We start from the raw sequence: 20,136 nt of genomic DNA, 5'->3' as shown, positions 1-20,136 counted from the left end.
ATGAATGCTTTCTCCAGTTCCAAGGCGTCCGGGAAAAAGCTGGCGCTTTTCCTGTTGTTGACACCTTTTGCCCTGCATCTGTTTTTCCTGATTCTGTTACCTCATCTGGAAATTCTGAATATCTCTCTGCGGGAGCGAGTCAGCTATGGCATCTACAAGTTCAGTCTGATGAACTATGAGGCCTTTTTTACTGAACCGCTTTACTGGCGAACCTTTTTGCGTACGGCGGTGATGTCGATTCTGACGACTGCCATTACTTTGATTGTTGCTTTCCCTGTGGCCTGGTATATCGCTAAGGTGGTTCGTGGGCGAACTAAGGGTTTGCTGTTTTTAGCCTGCCTGATTCCATTCTGGGTCAGCGAGCTGGTGCGTACCTATGGCTGGATGATTCTGCTGAGGGAGACTGGCGTGATCAGCAACCTTCTGCAGTGGGCCGGTCTTGCTGTCGGGCCGGTGGAGATGCTCTACAACGATGCCACGGTCATGCTGGGGCTGGTGTATACGTCAATGCTGTTTATGGTGGTGCCGCTGGTCAGCACGTTGGATGGCATGGACGACAGTTTGGTGGAAGCGGCTTATGACCTTGGCGGTAATGGCTGGAATGCTTTGCGGGAAGTGGTGATTCCTTATGCGATGCCGGGCATCGTTTCCGGCTGTATCGTGGTGTTTATGTTGAGCCTCGGGAATTATCTGACGCCCATTCTCTTAGGTGGTAAGGACAGCCTCTGGTTTACCGACCAGATATTTACCCAGTTTATAACCCGGTTTAACTGGGAGCAGGGCGCAGCCTTTGGTGTGCTGTTGTTGATACTGTCTTCCCTGATCGTCTGGCTCGGACTGAAACTTAGCCGGCAATCGTTTTCCGAAACTATGGGGCGCTGACGTATGATTTCTTCTATTCCCCAGAGCCGTGCTTTCCGTGGCACCTATAACGCTTATATCGCGCTGTTTTTTCTGTTTCTGATCGCTCCTTTGCTGGTAGTGGCAGTGTTCTCTTTTAACGACAGTTTGTTCCCGTCTTTGCCATGGATGGGTGGCACTCTGGACTGGTATTTTAGTGATACGCCGGAACGTCAGGGGCTGTTCCATGACGATGCCATTCTCGAAAGTATGGTAACCAGCCTGCTGGTGGCCACCGGTGTAACAGTGCTTTCCGTCTTGCTGGCGCTTTCTAATGCCTTCCTGTTTGAACGCCATGATTTTAAAGGTAAGTCCTTCCTTTACAGCCTGATGTTGGTACCGCTGGTTATTCCCGGAGTGATTCTGGGTATTTCTGTGTTGGCTTTCGGCAGCAATATTGCCAATAACGTGGAAGATAACTGGGGTATTTATCTGGATTTCCTGCGGCCCGGTCTGGTGATGGTGATTCTGGGGCAGTTCGCCTTTATCAGCACTATCTGCACGCTGGTGATCTCAGCGCGGTTAAGAAAATTTGATATTCAATTGGAAGAGGCTGCGTTAAATCTTGGAGCCAGCCGCTTTGATGTGTTCCGCACTATTACTCTGCCATGGCTGCGGCCAGCAATTGTTGGCTCGGCGATTGTGGCGTTTCTGATGTCGTTCGAGAACTTCAATACAACACTGATTTTGGTGGGCAGTGATGCTCCGTTGACGATTACCATGTTTGACCGGTTGCGTCAGGGCGCGACACCGGTACTCAATGCGGTGTCGGTACTGTTAATGGTGGTGTCTGGACTGTTGGCGCTGATCAGTGTGTTTGTGCAGCGCAAGGAGCCGGGGCAGTAATCAGCAAATAATTCCCACAGGCAGAATTCCCCGGAACGATTACACTTGCCGCCTCCGACAGGGGGCGGCTTATGCTCTGCGAACGCAGTTCTGCATGGTTTCTATCTTTGTTTGTTGCCAGTGTGTCTGTACTGGCAGATGAACCAACAAACTATGCAGCATCTATCCAGCAAAACAAGCGATACCAGAAGCTTCTGGCCATGTGTGTGGCATGTCATGGTCAAGACGGCACTAGCCCCTATCCCAATATCCCCAACCTGAAATGGCAAAACCCGGAGTATATGGTGCTGCAGCTTGAAGCTTTTCGTTCAGGAGAGCGTCAGGATAAAACCATGAGTAAAGTCGCTCGGCTGTTATCTCCAGAAGATATTCGACGGATGTCTCACTACTTTGCCAGCGGTGGTGAGAACTGATGGATAGCAAACGCCGTTCGCTAATGCAGGGGCTTCTGGCAGTATCCTCAGTTTCGCTATTGCCAGCGCATTGGGTGTTTGCTGCCAATAAACCCAAAGAGCTGGAGGCTTTGGATATCTCGGCCCTCACCTGGAAGAGTGTAGAGGAATTGCCCAACCATATTCAGGTACTGGGCAGCCAGCCAATTAATGCTCAGCCCGCAGAGCATCTGCTTGATCCTTTAGTGACTCCTGCCGAAATCGCATTTATACGCTGGAATGGTCAGCTGCCGGATTTTGAAGCGATTGATCCAAAGAGCTGGACCTTTACGGTGGATGGGGAATCCTGCAAAAAGCCGCAAACCTTTACCATTGATGAGCTGAAGAAAACCTTTCCCAGCCACACCCGGCAACTGACGATCGAGTGTGGAGGCAACGGACGTAGTGAATTTCACCCCGGCACCAAGGGTAATCAGTGGACGCAGGCTGCGGTATTTTGTGCAGAGTGGACCGGTGTAAAGGTCAAAGATGTGCTCAACCACTGTGGTATTAAAGAGGATGCGGTGTACACCGGGCACCACAGTGCAGATAAGCATTTAAGTGGTGAGGGCGAGGCACTTTCCCGTGGTGTTCCTATTGCTGCTGCGCTGAATGATGATGCCCTGATTGCCTGGACCATGAATGGTCAACCTATTCCCTATATGCATGGTTATCCGCTGCGGATTGTGTTTGGCGGGCGCCCTGGTTCTGTCTCTTCCAAAGCTGCGACCGGGATCAGCATCCGCAATCAAATCCATGATGGCGCGAAGATGGAAGCACCGGCTTATCACCTGCCGAAATATCCCATAGCCCCCGGAGAAAAGGTCAACAAGGAGGACTATGCGATTATCGAAGAGATGATTGTGAAGTCCCTGATCACCTATCCTCCTACCGGAACGCAGTACAAAAAAGGGGAGCCATTAACGGTGCGAGGTCATGCCTGGGCTGGCATGCGTGATGTTACACAGGTCGATATCAGTTACGACTACGGGGCAACCTGGCACCCGGCCAAACTAACGCGACCAGAGAATAAAACCGCCTGGCAACATTGGCAGGCAGGGCTTCAGTTACCTCTGCCGGGCTATTACGAAATTTGGGCGCGGGCTACCGATGATCAAGGCGTCAGCCAGCCGGTGGTTCAGCCGCAGTGGAATCCCAAAGGTTATATGTTTAACGGCTGCCACCGTATTGCCGTGCGGGTGGTTTGATGACGCGTTGCCACTCCCTGTTGCTTCTTTACTGCATTATGCCTTTTGCCTGTGCACAGCAGGAGGTCTATGCAACGGACCCGGAGTCCGGTTTGATCATGGCTCCTGGCTGGGAGCTGGTTAAGGCGCAATGCGGTGTTTGCCATAACAACAGCCTGATCATCCAGAATCCCGGCAGCCGGGAAACCTGGCGCAGTACCATCCAGTGGATGATCGATACTCAGGGTTTATGGGATCTTTCTGATACCTGGAATCCAATTCTGGATTATCTTTCTACCTACTATGGTGAGCAGCGGATTGATTTACACCATTTCCGCCGCCTCCCCTTGCCACCCGACAAGAGACCACCTTCGCGAGATGTGATAGCACCATGAATATGAAACCACAGCTGTTATGGATGGGCCTGCTCCCGGTACTGGCCTATGGTGGTGGAACAACAACGGATGACCCTTCTGTTCAACGAGGGCGCAAGCTGGCTGAAACCCGTTGTGCGGTTTGTCATGGTGGTCACAGGCGCTATAAGCGTGTGCAAAATTACCCCAGTCTGAATGGGCAGAAAGCCAACTATCTGGAAAAGCAGCTGCTGGAGTATAAATCCGGGAAAAGAGATAACGCGGTGATGCGCAGTCTGGTGATCAACCTCTCCGATCAGGACATCAAGGATGTCTCGCTCTGGTACTCCCTTCAGCCCTTAGTGAACAAGTGATTCAATGTTTGCCTTATCTTGGTGCATAACGGTAGGATCAAGAGATCAGGCATGATGTTTGCTGTATGCCGAAGCGGTACGACATTCGTAAAACACCAATAACAATAATGGTGCCGTTTCGGAACGATCGTTGCGTTAACACAATTAACCAGTGACCTTTCAGGCAGTAGCGGCTCCCCGAACGGGAGTGAATAATGCTCAATACAAGTATGGAACCCGGTGATTCGGCGCGTAACAGTGCCGGTCCCAGCGGCGTTGAATACGAATCCGTTTCTCAAGACTACCTCAACCAGCGTCAGCTCAAAAAAGGAGCGGCCGGCTGGATCCTTCTTGCCAGTCTTGGCGTCTCTTATGTGATCTCCGGTGACTTTGCCGGCTGGAACTTTGGCCTGCAACAGGGCGGGTTTGGCGGCATGCTGCTGGCCACTGTTGCGATGGGCATTATGTACCTGTTTATGGTGCTCTCGCTGGCGGAGATGTCGGCTTCCCTGCCTACAGCTGGTGGTGGTTACTCCTATGCCCGGCGTGCCCTTGGCCCCTGGGGTGGCTATCTGACCGGCACAGCGATACTGCTGGAGTATGCGATAGCACCGGCTGCCATTGCCGTATTTATTGGCGGTTATGTGAACTCTCTGGTCGGGCTGGATGGGCCGCTGGTTTATACCGTGTTTTATGCGGTGTTTGTGGGGTTGCATCTTTGGGGCGCAGGTGAAGCCCTGAAGATTATGATGGGCATTACCATTATTGCGGCGCTGGCCATTGTCGTCTTTGCCGTCGGGCTGATCCCGCACTTCTCCATGGAGAATCTGTTTAATATCGCGGTGAATAGCGAGGTTGCCGGAGCATCCAGCTTCCTGCCGGAAGGCTATATGGGCATCTGGGCCGCACTGCCTTTTGCCATGTGGCTGTTCCTTGCGGTGGAAGGTGTACCGCTGGCGGCAGAAGAGTCCAGTGATCCAGCTCGTGATATGCCAAAGGGTATTATTACTGCCATGGTGATTCTGCTGATCTTTGGTGCGGTTGTGCTGTTTCTTGCACCAGGTGCAGCAGGTGCTGATGCCATGAAGGATCATGGTGCGCCTCTGGTTGGTGCGTTGCAGGCGATCTATGGTGAAGATTCCATGATGGCCACCTTTGTGAATGCTGTTGGGTTGGCAGGTCTGATCGCTTCTTTCTTCTCGATTATCTTTGCCTACTCCCGGCAAGTCTTTGCACTGTCCCGCGCAGGGTATCTGCCACGGTTCCTGTCGGTGACCAACAAACGCAAGGTGCCGGCTATGGCATTGATCATCCCCGGGGTGATTGGCTTTCTGCTATCGCTGACCGGTGAAGGTGATCTGATGATTACCATGGCGGTGTTCGGTGCAACCATCTCTTACGCTCTGATGATGCTGTCGCACATTATTCTGCGGGTGAAAGAGCCGGATCTGGAACGCCCTTATAAAACTCCGGGCGGTACTCTGACGTCTGGTGTTGCTCTGGTGCTGGCCGTGATCGCGTTTGTTTCCACCTTCCTGGTGAGTCAGGAAGCGGCACTCTGGTCCGCCGTCTTCTATGGCGTGATGGTTGCCTACTTTGTGTTCTTCAGTCGTCATCATCTGGTGGCGCAGGCACCGGAAGAAGAGTTTGAGGCTATCGCCAAAGCCGAAGCGGAGCTAAAGAACTAAAGCAATGCAGGTTTAATGGATAGGTAACGGCTGTTGCTGATAACGGACAGCCGTCTCCATCCATGTTCTGCAAATTGGTCTACATAAAGAACAACAAAAACTACATGGAAGCCAGGAATGAACCCCAGAGAAGTCCGGACTGTTGATGATGCAAAAAAGATTATTGAAGAGCGCGGCCTCACCCATGTGAAGGTGGGCCTGTTTGATAATGATGGAGTCATGCTTGGCAAGTATATGAGCCGGGCCAAGTTCTATTCGTCGCTGGAAAATGGCTTTGCTTTTTGTGATGTCATTCTGGGCTGGGACTCTAAGGACCAGCTTTACGACAATGTGAAATACACAGGCTGGCATACCGGTTACCCGGATGCTCCTGTGCGTATTCTTCCGGAATCCTGTCGTGAGATTCATACCGAACCGGGCATGCTGTTGTTTATGGCCGAGTTTGATCAGCAGGCGGAAGCCGTCTGCCCGCGGGGAACCCTGCGACGGGTGATAGAGAAATGCCAATCCCTGGGCTTTGATCCTTATGCTGCCCTTGAGTATGAATTCTTTCTGTTTAATGAAACTCCGCAATCTGTTCGTGAAAAAGGCTTTAAAAATCTGGAACCGATCACTCCGGACTGGTTTGGTTATTCCATACTCCGCAATTCCGTGCATTCTGATCTTTACCATCAGATTCTGGAAATGGCGGAGACTATGGACTTCCCCATCGAAGGCATTCACACCGAAACCGGCCCCGGTGTGATTGAAGCTGCGATCAGTGTGGATGATGCCGCCAGTGCTGCTGACAAGGCTGCACTGTTTAAAACCTTTATCAAAGTTCTGGCCCAGAAGAATGAGATGATGGCTACTTTTATGGCCAAGTGGTCGGCAGACTATCCAGGGCAGAGTGGCCATATTCATATCTCACTCAAAGATAAGCAGGGTAAATCTGCATTCTTTGATGGTTCACAGCATCACAATATCAGCGCCATTCAAAAACACTTTATTGCCGGTCAGCAAAGGCTGATGCCGGAGTTTCTGGCCATGCTTGCCCCCACCGTGAACAGCTACACACGACTGATTCCAGGTTTCTGGGCGCCTACTGATGCAACCTGGGGCGTGGAAAATCGCACGACAGCGTTGCGGGTGATTCCCGGCTCTGAGAAATCACAGCGGGTGGAATACCGACTGGGTTCTGCGGATGCCAACCCTTACCTGGCTCTGGCCGCTGCCCTCGCTTCCGGTGTGTACGGGATTATGAACAAGTGGGAGCCGCTGCCTCAGGTGAAGGGCAATGCTTATGAGCAGGAGCATCCTGCTGAACTGGCTCTGCCTCGCACGTTGTGGGAAGCCTCCCAGCGGTTTAAAGCTTCGGAGGCTGCACGAGAGATGTTGGGTTCGGATTTTGTTGATCACTATGCCGCATCCCGAGAGTGGGAAGAACGGGAGTTCCGCAAACACATTACCGATTGGGAAATGGATCGTTACTTTGAAATTATTTAAGCAGGGTCAGTAAAGTTATGTCCGGTTTGAAAACCATTTCACCGATTGATGGCTCCGTGTATGTGGAGCGTGCGTTTGCCTCCGGCAGCGAAATTCAACAAACCCTAGAAAGGGCAAAGACAGCACAAAAACAATGGCAGGCCACTTCCATAGAGGAGCGAGCGGCCTATTGTCGTAAGGCTGTTGAAGCTTTTGTGGCGAAGCGTGATGAGATAGGCAAAGAGATCTGCTGGCAGATGGGGCGGCCTATTCGCTATGCCGCCGGAGAAGTGGCCGGTTTTGAAGAGCGGGCTTTGCATATGATCGCCATTGCCGAAGAGGCTCTGGCTCCGGTTTCCCTGCCTGAGAAACAGGACTTTGAACGCTGGATCCAAAGAGAACCGCTGGGTACTGTGTTTGTTGTTGCGCCCTGGAACTATCCCTACCTCACCGCCGTAAACGCCATTATGCCTGCGATTATGGCGGGCAATACTGTGGTGCTGAAACACTCTGCACAAACTCCGCTGTGTGCCGAACGGATTGCCGAAGCCTTTGCGGCGGCAGGTTTACCAGAAGGCGTGTTCCAGTATCTGCATCTTTCCCATGAAGCCACTGAACAGGTTATGCAGAGTCCGGTTGTGGATTATGTCGCTTTTACCGGCTCTGTGGCGGGTGGTCGTATGGTTGAGCAGGCGATTGCCGGTCGGTTTATCGGAGCAGGTCTGGAACTCGGGGGGAAAGACCCGGCCTATGTGCGAGCGGATGCGGATATTCATCATGCCGTGGAAACCACCATCGATGGTGCGTTCTTTAATTCCGGGCAATCCTGCTGCGGCATTGAACGCATCTATGTCCATGAGGATCTTTATGAAGCCTTTGTGGAAAAGGCTGTGGCGTTAGTGGGAACTTACAAACTTGGTCGCTCGGATGATGACGAGGTCACGTTGGGACCGGTGGTTAAAGCCTCGGCTGCAGAGTTTGTGCGGGAGCAGATTCGAGAAGCCGTAGAGCAGGGCGCTGTAGCACATATTAATCTGGGAGATTTTCCTTTGGATAAACCCGGAACGACCTATCTGGCACCTCAGGTTCTGACAAATGTGAATCATACTATGAGGATTATGACGGAAGAGTCTTTTGGTCCGGTGGTGGGCATCCAGAAAGTGTCGTCTGATGAAGAAGCGATTGCCCTGATGAACGACAGTGAGTACGGACTCACCGCTTCAGTGTTTACTCAGGATATCGAAGCCGGTATCGCGATAGGGCAGCAGGTGGAGACCGGTACCTTCTTTTTGAATCGCTGTGATTATCTGGACCCGGCTTTGGCCTGGACGGGTGTTAAAAACTCCGGCCGAGGCTGCACTCTCTCGAAACTCGGGTATGAATCCCTGACCCGTCCCAAGTCCTTCCATATTAAAAAGAATTAGGTGGTGCCATGCGAGCAGATCAGGCTTCAATGAACTGGAATTATCCGACCGCAGTGCGCTTTGGTGTCGGACGTATTCGGGAATTACCAGATACTTGTCGTGAACTGGGTATGGCTGCGCCGCTGTTGGTCACTGATCCCGGGCTGGTGGAATTGCCACCGGTACAGCAGGCCATGATGGCCTGTCGGGAAGGTGGTTTACGCTGCCAGATTTTCTCCAGCATCAAAGGCAACCCTAATGGCAGCAATATTACCAGTGGCGTTCGAGCCTTTAAGGAAGGCGACCATGATGGAGTGATTGCTCTGGGTGGCGGTTCTGCGCTGGATGCCGGCAAGGCCATTGCCCTGATGGTGGGTCAGAGTCGCCCGCTCTGGGACTTTGAAGATGTGGGCGATAACTGGGAACGGGTGAATGCGGAAGGCATGGCACCAGTAATTGCTGTGCCCACAACAGCAGGGACCGGGTCCGAAGTTGGCAGGGCTTCTGTGATTACCAATGAAGAGCTGTTTGTTAAGAAAATTATCTTTCATCCCAAAATGCTGCCAGCTGTTGTAGTGCTTGATCCGGCGCTAACGACAGGCTTGCCGCCAAAGCTTACGGCCGCAACCGGGATGGATGCTCTGTCCCATAATCTGGAAGCTTATTGCTCTCCTTTCTATCATCCCATGGCACAAGGGATTGCTCTGGAAGGGATTCGATTGGTGAAGGATTACCTGACCCGTGCCGTTCACAATGGTGAGGATATGGAAGCCCGCAGCCAGTTGCTGGTGGCATCCAGTATGGGGGCAACGGCTTTCCAGAAAGGCTTGGGCGGTATGCATGCACTTGCTCACCCGTTGGGTGCTTTATACGACGCCCACCACGGGCAGCTGAATGCCATTCTTATGCCGTATGTTTTGTTGGCCAACCGGTCGGCAATAGAGGACTCCATTGTACGTCTGGCTTATTACCTTGAACTGGAAGATTACAGTTTTGAAGGTTTCCTTGGCTGGATTCTTGAACTGCGCTCGGAGATTGGCATTCCCCATACTCTGGCCGAGATCGGGATTGATGACAGTGAGCGGGAGAAGGTGGGGATTATGGCAACAGAAGATCCTTCGGCAGGAGGTAATCCGATTGCTTTTAGTGCGGAACAGTATGCTGAGATTTTTCAGAGTGCGGTGTACGGAAATCTGTAAGTGGGAGAATTTGTGTGTCGGCAATGAAAATAGGCATTCTGCAGTGTGATGATGTGCGGGAGCAGTTGCTGCCAGAACATGGCAACTACCCGGAAATGTTTGCCGCATTGTTTCATAAGCAGGATGAACGTTTGATCTTCCAGAATTACCGGGTATTGGATGGTGTTTTTCCCGAGAGTTCTGATGAGTGTGATGCCTGGCTGATGACTGGCAGCAAGTATGGTGTTTATGAAGATCATCCCTGGATTGAACCTCTGAAAGCATTTGTCCGGCAGCTATTTTCTGAGCATCGAAAGCTGATTGGTATCTGCTTTGGGCATCAGCTTATCGCCGAAGCCATGGGCGGCAAGGTCGAGCTGTCGGATAAAGGCTGGGGTGTGGGGATGTCCCATAACGCAGTGCAGGTTCATAAGCCCTGGATGCAGCCTGACAGGGAAGCCTTTGATCTATTGGTCAGCCATCAGGATCAGGTGGTTCAGCTACCTGATTCAGCAGAAGTGGTGGCTGCCAGTGATTTCTGCCCTAACTATATGCTGCAGTATGGGAATAGCTTTCTGACTATTCAGGGACACCCGGAGTTCTCCAACCCCTATTCCAGAGATCTGATGCTGATTCGCAAAGGCGCAATTCCTGAAGAGAGAGTTGAGGCAGGCCTTGCTTCTCTGTCAGAGCAGGCAGACAGCGATGAGATTACCCGCTGGATGCTGGCGTTTATGAATCAAGGAAGCTCCTAATTTCAATTAGGAGCTTTTCAATTTAGAGCCTTAACACCTTTATAAATGCTGGCTTTTTCCCAGTGATCACCGGAGTAGTCCGTCGTAAATTTTGTTCCGGTATTCACCCAGAAGTTGTCACGGTTAAACATATATTCCGGATGGTAAAGCTTATGCAATGAAGCCAGTGGATAGGACTTATTAGGATTAACGCCGGATTTCAGGGTGGCTTCCAGCAGATACTCTTTGCCGTTTTTGAAGAGAATCACCCAGGCATGGCCGCCGCCGTCCATATCCCCCACAACAACCCGGGCATCATGGTTCATTTCAATCAACCAGTCAGCCAGCGCGATGGCATGGTCCTCACAGTCTCCACGGGGATAGAGGAAGGCCTGCCGGCTGGATTGCCAGACTTCAGAACGTCCCTGGTATTGATTGGCATCCAATACATAACGCTTACGCTTTGACAGTACGTAAAGTGGCATCATCACATTATTCACATGAAAGGGGAGATAACCTTCCAGATACGAGTTCACAAGGTAATGGGCCTTATCGATACCCTGTGCTGACATGGTGTACGGGCCGGTATCCTTGCGTGCATAAATATAGGCGCCACTCTTTCCGTAGGAATCAGCCAGCAGGTGGTTAATATCCTGGTTCGAGAGAATATGACCGCTTCGCAGAATCTCCAGCGACTGCTCCTCGTACTCAAGATCCACGTTCTGCTGGGTGAGAGTGGCAACAGCGAAATTTATACCATTGATCACTTCTTGATTGGGCTTCTCCTTTTTCAGGCTGCTCAACCACGAAATGCCTACCCCTATTACCAGCAGAATTGCGAGATGTTTAACTGCACTAAACAGCTTGCTCATCCCTTAAAGCCGAACGCGATAACAATGGCCACGAACACCAGAATGGCTGAAGCAAAGATGGATGCTGCGATATTGCCGTTCTTGATTTCTTGCTCGATATCAATCTCGGTCAGCAGCTTTTTATCAACCCATAACAGTGCATAAACACTGATAATGATTGCAGCAATGGAGTAGCCGAGGTTGATGGCAAGATTAATAAATGAGGCGGTGAAAAATTCCAGTTCCATTGCTGTTCTCTTTGTTGTTCTGGTAGTTATGTTGTTTTTTTAGGCAGTATACCGCTAAGCGGCATATTTGTGACCAATGGGATCGGTGATAACTACAGTATCTCCGCGCAACATGCAGTTGCTGCCATTGAGATCCATCATGCCAATCGGGGAGATAAAGGTCAGTACATCAAAGAGAGTTCGGATAAAGGCTTCGTGTTCGCTGATGACGCTGCTGTCCACAACGGTTGTCGTGGTTGAATTGTCTTCCTCTGTCGGGAGATGTTCGACCGGTTGCTTAATCGTTTCGATAAACTCGGTCAGGCTTTTGATCTCATCCGCGAAGCGCTTCTGCTGGATATAGAAAGGCAGGGTCACATTTCTCAGGGACACCCACAAAGCACCAAAATCAATATCGTGGAAGTGAGTCGGGCAGGTCGCGGTAACGTCCTCATCGGTGATATCGGTCAGACGCTCCAGTACATAGATACGGACGACTCTACCCTCTGGCAGCTCGATAATATCTTCCCGGTGCACAATCGGAAGATGAGGATTGCTGATGTTCTCCGGCAGCATGCACCAGCGGGCAAAGAGGTAGTAGCCATCCTGATTGTCAGTGCAGACCTTCACAACTCTGTCGGGCTCATCCGGCAGGTTGTAAACCTCGGCATAAATCCCTGCAGCGATGGATTCAAACTCCGAGCAGCGATTCAGGAAGATGGTGACATCCTGTTCCGTGAGAAACGCTTCTGACTTTGTCAGCTCTTGTATTTCTTTTATTGTATTGGAATATATGGTCATAATTATTATCCGCTTATCGTGCGGATTATCTTTTCTATTTGCTCGTCATTTTTAGAATTTCTTATTGTTGTTATGGTTTAAATAAGGCATCTGCCTGCTTATGCAGATGCCTTGGAGTATTCTTTTAGATTGCCAAAACAGTGCCTTGCTGCTCTTTCATTGAGAGAATATTCTGGCTTTGCATCTCTTTAATAAATTTAAGAACAACCTGCTCAACCACTCGGCCAAATGCCACCGCTGGTGTTGTCGACTCTGCACCCTGAATTGGTGGAGCTGATGCATTACCAATAGACGTATGGATGGCGTGCTGGTAGCTCTTGGATACCTGGGATCCAGACTTGGATATATAGTCAATTGTCACTTCGTAGAAGTCAGTGACAGTGGTTCCTGCCAGGCCAAGGGTCAGCCCGGTTGCAAAGCCTTTAGAGGCTGCATCAGAAAGGTCCGCAACGTTGTTGACAGTCACTTTTACCGTACTGTTGAAATCCTGCGAAACAATCTCGGCAATGCCGGTTGATTTGAATGTATGAGTGACATGCTCCATCACTTCTTTATTGACCCGGCTAAAGATTTCACCGTTTCTCTGGAACTCAACTTCAATATTGATATCGTGCTTTTTCTCGACAGGGTTGATGTCGGAATAGGTAATATCGGAATGTTTTGTATCTACGTAGGATTTGGGCGCGATACACCCGGTTAACAAGAGAAACGTAGTCAGTAAGGCTGAGAGTTTAATTATTTTCATTGTTCTAACGTCTTTATTATTAAATTTCAGCTTCTTGATGAAGCCCGCCTAGTGTAGCGGACTTCATCTTCTGACATAAGTTTGGCTGTCTCTCTAGCGCCCACCCTCACGGCGCAGGCCAGCAGAGGTGAAATCACGCTTCTTAAGCTGGACGGAGAAGTCGTATTCATCTTCCTGATTGCTCAGGCCATCAACAAAGTAGCGGCCATCGGTCAGGTCGTAAATCACTTCTGCGGTGCTCAGTACCAGCGGAACTTCGTAGTAGTTGATGGGGTGAGCTTCCTGGTAGTGGATCAGTTCACCTTCAGCGTTATAGATATCCACCATCAGGATTTGCCAGCTGTCTTCATCGATGTAGAAGCGACGCTTGGCATAAGGGTGCTTGATGCCGGTACGCAGAGTCGCTTCAACCACCCAGACCCGATGCAGCTCATAGCGGAGCAGGTCAGGGTTCATGGTGCCTGGCTTGATAATATCTTCGTACTGAACATCACTGCCATGCAGCTTGTAGCTGTTGTAAGGCACGATAAATTCCTGACGGCCTTTCAGCTCCCAGTCGTACTTGTCCAGTGCACCGTTATACATATCCGCAGTATCGGCGGTCAGCATGCCACTGGTATCCGGCATGATGTCGGAATACGCCAGGCCTGGCAGGCGACGCACTTTGCGCTGATCCGGATAGTATTGCCAGCCTTTGCGAGGCGCCACAACCTGGTCGATGGTCTCTTTCAACAGCAGTGAGGTGCCGGCGCTACGGGGTGGTTCGATAATTTTGTGTTTGTAAAAGAACAGGGTGTTCTTCAGGTCACTTTCTTCCAGTCCGGCGCGGCCGTAATTGAAAAACACCTGGCGCTTAAGCTTGGCGAGATCGTAGCTGCCATCGGGCTGAACTGCGGTACGGCTGGCGGTGTACTCGACCGCATCGCCGCGGTAACGCATGGTATGGTTCCAGATGGCCTGCTGACCGTTCTCCGGTACCGGGAAGGGAATACCTGCGACCGCACCGGTTACACCATGTCCACGGAAGGCCAGCTCTGCAGACTGGGCATTGCGGATGCTGCTCTGATAAATACGTTCAGGCAGGGCGGCAGAGCGGTGTGAAGGGTAGACATTGACCTTGAAGGAGGGATGTTTCTCCATCAATTTGATAATGCCATCACTCAGCTGGCTGCGGTAAGCATCCAGGTTGGCGGTGGTGATGGTTGAAAGAATCGGGTCTGCGGCGTAAGGGTCGGGGTGTTGTTGCCCCACTTTGTAGCCGGCCGGTGGTTGTTTGATGCCGCCCGTCCAGGCTGGAATTGTGCCTTCTTTGTTGCCGGCCAGAATGGCCCCGACGGGAGAGAGGGTATCGCTTAGCTGGGCCGATGATGGGGTGGAAAAAGACAAGCCTGTTGCCAGCACACCAAACATCGCGAATAACAGGGGTTTCATACAGCAGTCTCTGGTATTTTTTTATGATGAAAATGCGCCCATATTTTCATACTTAGGGGTGGGCATTTTCCGCTTGTGGCTGTTTATTTGTAAAAGACTGAATCTGTCGTTGTTGTCAATGACCAGAATAAAATGCCGGTCTGTCACAGTTTACAGATAGCTTTGCGCGCAGTGTGCCTTTCCGAAGCGGGTCGGGCAAGGGCACAGGTCATGTTTTTGAGGAGAAAATGCACCTCGCTGGTGCAAAACGAGAACACTCCAGCACGCATTATACTGGAGTGTTCTCGCTTAGAGGCTAGGACTGACCCTAAATCAGACTGACAGTTTCAGCTCGGCTTCCAGCTGATGGCTTACCGCATCTGGTGAGGTTGTCCGGCGCGCCAGAAGGCCATACATGGATGGGATAACCAGTATGGTCAGCAGACTGGAAACCAGTACGCCGAAGAACACTACGATACCGATGGCGATACGGGATTCAGAACCGGCACCGGTGGCAAAGATCAACGGCAGGGCACTTACGACAGTGGTCAGAGCCGTCATCAGAATCGGACGCAGACGCATAACCGAAGCATCGATAATAGCCTCACTGAACTCTTTACCCTGATCGCGCAGCTGGTTAATAAACTCTACGATCAGAATGCCGTTCTTGGTCGCCAGACCAATCATCATAATCATCGCCAGCTGGCTGTAGATATTCAGGCTGACACCGCTGATCAGCAGTCCGCCCAGAGCGCCGGACAGGCCCAGAGGTACGGTGAGCATCACCACTAGAGGGTGAATAAAGCTCTCGAACTGTGCCGCCAGTACCAGAAATACAATCACCATCGCCAGAATAAAGACACCCATAATCGAGCTCTGGTTGTAGCGATAGTCGTAGGACTCACCTTTGTAATTAACCGAGACTTCGGTTGGCAGGTTTTCAACCACTTGCTCATCCAGATAGTCCAGTGCTTCGCCAAGCGAGTAGCCTTCGTTCAAACTGGCGCTTAGGGTAATAGCCCGGTTCCGGTTGTAGTGACGCAGCTGCGAGGACTTGCCCACCTCTTCAACGGTGACCAGGTTATCCAGCCGGATCAGTTCGTTGGTGGTGTGGGAACGTACATACAGCTTGCTCAGATCATTGGCTGAAAGCACGGTGTCGTCTTCTGCTTTCAGGAACAGATCGTACTCCTGACCACGTTCAATAAAGGTCGTTGCATTCACCCCACCCAGCATAATCTCCAGTGTTGAACCAATGGACTGGGTTGAAACTCCCAACAGCTGAGCCCGCTCCTTGTTGATGCGGATCTCCATCTGCGGCTGGCGTTCGTTATAGTCCAGCGAGATATCTGTCAGCCCCGGATTCTGTTCCGCCAGTTCTTCCAGCTGCTCAGCCCAACCATTGAGCTGCTCCCAGGAACCGCCACTCAGCACATACTGCACAGGCTCCTGAGAACGACCACCGATACTGGAGAACATAATCGGGAAGGCTCGTACGTTAGGAATAGCGGACAGTTCTTTACGCAGCTGGCCAGCCAGTTGAGCGACAGTGATATCCCGGTTCTCCCACAGCTCCAGGTTGAGAATCATCACCCCGGAGCTGGCTCCGCGCGCGCCCCAACCAGGTGTCTGCAGGAACATGGAATCAATCACGCCCTGACCAACCCGTGGCAGCAGAAGAGCTTCAATCTCTTCCATGCTTTCCGCCATGGTATCGAAACTCGCACCTTCGGGACCGCTCACCATAATAAACAGCACACCACGGTCTTCGGATGGCGCAAAGGTCTGTGGAATCATGGGGTAGAGAATGGCTGTTGCCCCAAGAGAAGCTGCCAGCACAGAGGCACCCAGCCAGCGTCTCTTCACAAAGCCGGTCAGAACCTTGCGATAGCCTGCTTCCATTTTGGTCAGCCAGGCTTCGGTCCAGCGGTTAAAGCGGGATGGTTTTACGTTCAGCTTGAGCAGCTTGGAACTCATCATCGGAGACAGCGTGAGAGCCAGCAGACTGGAAAAAATCACCGCGCCGGCAAGAGTCAAAGCGTATTCCGAGAACAGCTGTCCGATTGTTCCCTCAAGGAAGACAATGGGAACAAACGTCATGACCAGTACGACAGTGGTCGCAACAACGGCAAAGCCCACTTCCCGGGAACCGTGCCAGGCAGCAACCAGTGGGGTTTTGCCCATTTCCAGATGACGGTAAATATTCTCCAGAACTACGATGGCATCATCGACCACCAGACCAATAGCCAGGACCAGTGCCAGCAGGGTCAGCATATTGATCGAATAACCCATACCGTAAATCACGATAAAGGCCGAGATCAGTGAGACCGGAACCGTCAGTGCCGGAATCAGCGTGGCCCGCATATTGCCAAGGAAGATATACAGAACGATAACTACCAGGCCAATGGTCATAAACAAGGTGGTTTCCACCTCGTTAATGGCGCTGTCGATAAACACCGAGGCATCGTAACTGTCGTCCAGAGTGACACCTTCCGGCAGGAATGGGCGGAAGGCTGCGATTTCGGCTTTTACATCCCGCACCACTTCCAGAGGGTTGGCATTGGAGATGGGCACCACAGCCAGGGAGATAACGTTGCGACCATCTGCTTTGGAAAGACTGTCGTCTACCTTCGGGCCGGTGGACACATGGGCGACATCTTCCAGATAAACCGTGGATGTTCCGCTCTGGCGAACAACCAGTTTGCGGAAGCTTTGCTCGGTGTCGTAGTCACGCATAATCCGGACAGGAATAGAGCGCTGGGCGCCATCAATCTTGCCGCCGGGCATTTCGATATTCTCCCGGCGCAGGGCGCTTTCCACATCCAGGGCGGTGATGCCGCGCACCGTCATGGCGGCAGGATCCAGATCGACACGCATGACGTAGTCGTTGGAACCGTAGATATCAATCGAGCTGACACCTTTCACCAGGGACAGACGATCCTCCAGCACCCGTTCAGCGTAGTCTTTCAGGGCAACAGGCGACATAGTCTCACTGCTTAGATAGAGACGCAGAATGGCGTCTCCCCGACCACTGTCCTTGAAGACAATCGGGGCATCCGCTTCATCGGGCAGTCGTCGTGAAACCCGTGAGATCGCTTCACGGACATCGTTGGCACCGACTTCAATATCAGTACCCGGCGAGAAGGTCACCGTTACGCTGGAAGAACCATTGGAGCTGGTACTCTCAATGGACTGAATACCGTTGATACCACCAAGGCTGTCCTCAATCGGATCAGTGATCTTGGTTTCAATAATTTCAGGTGAAGCGCCGTCGTAAGTTGTACGGATATTCACTTCCGGAGCCGTAACATCAGGCAGCTCACGAATGGGAAGAAACTGAAAGGCAACAATACCAAAGGTGATCAGCAGCAGGCTGATCACCGTAGCGAACACCGGTCGTTTGACCGCCAGTTCTGACAGGATCATGAACGTGCATCTCCAGCCTGAGTTGGCTTGCCGGCCAGAGCTCTCTGGGTTGCGCTGACTTTGGTGCCGTCACTGACTTTCACAACGCCCTGTTCAACAATCTGCTCACCGGCGGCCAGACCCGCTTTAACGGTGATGGTAGATTCGTTTATTAAACCCGGAGTGATCAGGCGTTTGTGGGTGATGCTGTCCTTGTCTATCACGTAGACATATTGCTGGTTGCCATCAAACAATACGCTGCGGGCTGGGATAGACAGGGTTTTCTCCGGAGCCTGCAGAACCCGTACCTGCACCAGCATGCCTGGGCGAAGGCGACCATCGCTGTTGGCAATCACGGCTTTGGAGGTGATGGTCAGATTGGTGCTGCTGATACGCGGATTGATAGCGCTGATCGTGCCGACAAACTCCTCATCGGGCCAGACTGTCGTTGAGGCAATCACCTCGGCATTAGGAGCCAGTGTGCGCAGGGCCTGTTCCGGCAATTCAAAGGTCAATTCCAGAGTGCTGAGGTCATCCAGCGTGGTAATCACTTCATTGCCGGATACCAGCGCACCGGTGCTGTGATCGGTGAATCCCAGAGTGCCGGTAAACGGTGCGGTCAGGGTGTGGTAGCTGAGGTTAACGGTCTGGCTTTCCAGAGTCGCGGCCATACGGTCAACCTGGGCTTGTTGGGCATCCAGCTCGTCCTTGGAAACTGCATTGCGGGCAAAAAGGGTTTCCATAGATTTCAGCTGACGGCGGGCATCGGCCAGAGCCACCTGGGCATCTTTGACCTTGGCCTGCTGTTCACGGCTGTCGAGCTCGACTAAAACATCGCCTTGACGGACGTTTTGCCCATCGGGAATATTCACGCGGCTGATCTGACCGCTGATTCGTGGAGCAATATTGACGGACTGGCTGGCTTTCAGAGCACCGAGGGCAATCAGTTCCTGCTGGATCACACTTTCCTGAACGGTTGCACTGGTAACGGCAATTCCAGGGCGGTTAGCACTTTTTCCGGACTGTTTGCCAGCGGACTCAGCATTGGCCATCAGTGGCCACTGTAACAAGGCCACCACCAAGGCAGCCAGGACTGGAAGTCCTGCTTTTGTATGTCTATTCATTACTACCATGCTTACCGGTACTCTGGAAAAGCAGTGTTGGGGAAGGTGAGGCATTATCACCGGAACCTGTGGAGAAAACAGTCCGCGTTTATGCCGGATATTTACTTTTTTCAGGTGGCTGTGGCCAGTCTGGCGAGAATATCAGTAAGTTGTGGCAGGTGTTTCACAGGCCGCAGGCTTTTATGTAGCAAAATGTCTCTAACCGCATAAATAACGCTGGCTGGATCGTTAAAAACAGGATTCTATGAACAGGGCGCTGATTATTGCTGTTGTTTTGTCAGTGGCTTTTCATTTGCTGGCCAGTTTACTGGTGCCGGATTTCTGGCAAAGAACCCTGACCTTATCCGTAGAGGCTGCTCAACGGGTTTCTGTACGGCTGGTTAATTCCCCAAAGGTGGAGGTTTCAAAGGCACCTGAACCAGCACTAAAGAAAGATAATAAAATTATTACCAAGCAGGCTGAGAGTGAGTTAAAGATCAGTCCACCCCTGCCTGTTATAGAGAGTCCAAAACAACCCGAACCTCCCAAGCCTCGCCCTGCCCCTGCTAAACCACCTCCCAAAATCCAAAAACCTGCAGAGCCTCCAGTCAGCAAGCCGCCAGAACCAATGGTTGCGGCGAAGGTTGAGGCTGAATCGTCAGTGGACAGTCAGGCTGAGGAAGAGGCTCAAGGTGCGTCCAGCGAATACCGGCTTATGGAATCGCCCCGCTTTGCCGGGCGCCAGACACCGCCTGCCTATCCGTATCGAGCCAGAAAAATGGGCCATGAAGGAACGGTGATGCTGGAGATCAGACTGAATAGAGAGGGGCGGATAGACAGCCTGGAGGTGCTGGAAAGCTCCGGTCATGCCTCACTGGACAGGGCGGCGTTGAAGGCGGTTTCCGGCTGGCAGTTCCTGCCGTTGCTGGAACAGGGGCGAGGAATACCATCACGGGTTAGGATTCCTGTCCGCTTTAAGTTAAGCTGAATTAATAAGCATCCATGAGTGGAGCATGCCAAAGTCAGACAGTCCACCGTCATGCTCGTGGTATAAGAA

Annotated in this window: 19 protein-coding genes; 12 read left to right on the top strand and 7 right to left on the bottom strand. The window is 51.8% G+C overall.

Annotation, left to right across the window (positions count from 1 at the left end; translation table 11 throughout):
* From EHSB41UT_RS04840 to EHSB41UT_RS04790, 11 genes are all read left to right on the top strand, one after another.
* The gene (locus EHSB41UT_RS04840) at positions 1-882 is read left to right on the top strand and encodes an ABC transporter permease (RefSeq protein WP_087107372.1); all 882 of its coding nucleotides are present in this window, start codon (positions 1-3) and stop codon (positions 880-882) included.
* A 3-nt stretch (positions 883-885) separates the two neighbouring features.
* The gene (locus tag EHSB41UT_RS04835) at positions 886-1,746 is read left to right on the top strand and encodes an ABC transporter permease (protein WP_087107370.1); all 861 of its coding nucleotides are present in this window, start codon (positions 886-888) and stop codon (positions 1,744-1,746) included.
* Between the two features lie 71 nt (positions 1,747-1,817).
* The gene (locus EHSB41UT_RS24705; RefSeq protein ID WP_207626561.1) at positions 1,818-2,159 is read left to right on the top strand and encodes a c-type cytochrome; all 342 of its coding nucleotides are present in this window, start codon (positions 1,818-1,820) and stop codon (positions 2,157-2,159) included.
* Positions 2,159-3,385, top strand: a complete 1,227-nt coding sequence (locus tag EHSB41UT_RS04825; RefSeq protein ID WP_087107368.1) for a sulfite oxidase — start codon at positions 2,159-2,161, stop codon at positions 3,383-3,385. The genes EHSB41UT_RS24705 and EHSB41UT_RS04825 overlap by 1 nt, the downstream gene beginning before the upstream one ends.
* Positions 3,385-3,759 carry a cytochrome C gene (locus EHSB41UT_RS04820; RefSeq protein WP_087107366.1) on the top strand — a complete coding sequence of 125 codons (375 nt, stop codon included), beginning with the start codon at positions 3,385-3,387 and terminating at the stop codon, positions 3,757-3,759. The genes EHSB41UT_RS04825 and EHSB41UT_RS04820 overlap by 1 nt, the downstream gene beginning before the upstream one ends.
* Positions 3,756-4,091 carry a c-type cytochrome gene (locus EHSB41UT_RS04815; protein WP_087107364.1) on the top strand — a complete coding sequence of 112 codons (336 nt, stop codon included), beginning with the start codon at positions 3,756-3,758 and terminating at the stop codon, positions 4,089-4,091. Before EHSB41UT_RS04820 ends, EHSB41UT_RS04815 begins: the two co-directional genes overlap by 4 nt.
* Positions 4,092-4,285: 194 nt before the next feature.
* Entirely contained in the window at positions 4,286-5,758 is a 1,473-nt protein-coding gene (gene eat, locus EHSB41UT_RS04810; RefSeq protein ID WP_415837375.1) for an ethanolamine permease, read from the top strand.
* A 117-nt stretch (positions 5,759-5,875) separates the two neighbouring features.
* Complete coding sequence (locus tag EHSB41UT_RS04805) at positions 5,876-7,243, top strand: glutamine synthetase family protein (protein WP_087107362.1); 1,368 nt, start codon at positions 5,876-5,878, stop codon at positions 7,241-7,243.
* Positions 7,244-7,260: 17 nt separating this feature from the next.
* The gene (locus tag EHSB41UT_RS04800) at positions 7,261-8,646 is read left to right on the top strand and encodes an aldehyde dehydrogenase family protein (protein WP_087107360.1); all 1,386 of its coding nucleotides are present in this window, start codon (positions 7,261-7,263) and stop codon (positions 8,644-8,646) included.
* 8 nt (positions 8,647-8,654) lie between these two features.
* Entirely contained in the window at positions 8,655-9,824 is a 1,170-nt protein-coding gene (locus tag EHSB41UT_RS04795) for an iron-containing alcohol dehydrogenase (protein WP_087107358.1), read from the top strand.
* Positions 9,825-9,847: 23 nt separating this feature from the next.
* Positions 9,848-10,558 (top strand): glutamine amidotransferase-related protein, encoded by a 711-nt coding sequence (locus tag EHSB41UT_RS04790; protein ID WP_087107356.1) that lies wholly within the window; start codon positions 9,848-9,850, stop codon positions 10,556-10,558.
* A gap of 17 nt (positions 10,559-10,575) precedes the next feature.
* Here EHSB41UT_RS04790 and EHSB41UT_RS04785 read toward each other — a convergent pair whose 3' ends face one another.
* From EHSB41UT_RS04785 to EHSB41UT_RS04755, 7 genes are all read right to left on the bottom strand, one after another.
* Positions 10,576-11,340, bottom strand: coding sequence for a hypothetical protein (locus EHSB41UT_RS04785; protein ID WP_133060395.1), 765 nt, complete (start codon positions 11,338-11,340; stop codon positions 10,576-10,578).
* Positions 11,341-11,405: 65 nt separating this feature from the next.
* Complete coding sequence (locus EHSB41UT_RS04780) at positions 11,406-11,636, bottom strand: DUF350 domain-containing protein (RefSeq protein WP_087107351.1); 231 nt, start codon at positions 11,634-11,636, stop codon at positions 11,406-11,408.
* Positions 11,637-11,690: 54 nt separating this feature from the next.
* A complete protein-coding gene (locus tag EHSB41UT_RS04775; RefSeq protein ID WP_087107349.1) occupies positions 11,691-12,416 on the bottom strand; it encodes a hypothetical protein in 726 nt (241 codons plus the stop codon).
* Between the two features lie 124 nt (positions 12,417-12,540).
* A complete protein-coding gene (locus EHSB41UT_RS04770; protein WP_087107347.1) occupies positions 12,541-13,161 on the bottom strand; it encodes a hypothetical protein in 621 nt (206 codons plus the stop codon).
* 93 nt (positions 13,162-13,254) lie between these two features.
* Complete coding sequence (locus EHSB41UT_RS04765) at positions 13,255-14,592, bottom strand: DUF1329 domain-containing protein (RefSeq protein ID WP_087107345.1); 1,338 nt, start codon at positions 14,590-14,592, stop codon at positions 13,255-13,257.
* A 312-nt stretch (positions 14,593-14,904) separates the two neighbouring features.
* Entirely contained in the window at positions 14,905-17,997 is a 3,093-nt protein-coding gene (locus EHSB41UT_RS04760; protein ID WP_087107342.1) for an efflux RND transporter permease subunit, read from the bottom strand.
* Positions 17,994-19,100, bottom strand: a complete 1,107-nt coding sequence (locus tag EHSB41UT_RS04755) for an efflux RND transporter periplasmic adaptor subunit (RefSeq protein ID WP_165767150.1) — start codon at positions 19,098-19,100, stop codon at positions 17,994-17,996. Before EHSB41UT_RS04755 ends, EHSB41UT_RS04760 begins: the two co-directional genes overlap by 4 nt.
* 244 nt (positions 19,101-19,344) lie before the next feature.
* On the opposite strand from EHSB41UT_RS04755, the gene EHSB41UT_RS04750 reads away from it, so the two are divergent.
* A complete protein-coding gene (locus EHSB41UT_RS04750; protein WP_087107337.1) occupies positions 19,345-20,067 on the top strand; it encodes an energy transducer TonB in 723 nt (240 codons plus the stop codon).
* Positions 20,068-20,136 lie beyond the last annotated feature (69 nt).

Origin of the sequence: Parendozoicomonas haliclonae (genome assembly GCF_900174585.1) — a bacterium.
In the GTDB taxonomy this organism is placed as follows: domain Bacteria; phylum Pseudomonadota; class Gammaproteobacteria; order Pseudomonadales; family Endozoicomonadaceae; genus Sansalvadorimonas; species Sansalvadorimonas haliclonae.
The sequence above is the reverse complement of the archived record's forward strand: the minus strand, read 5'-3'. Positions and strand labels throughout refer to the sequence as shown.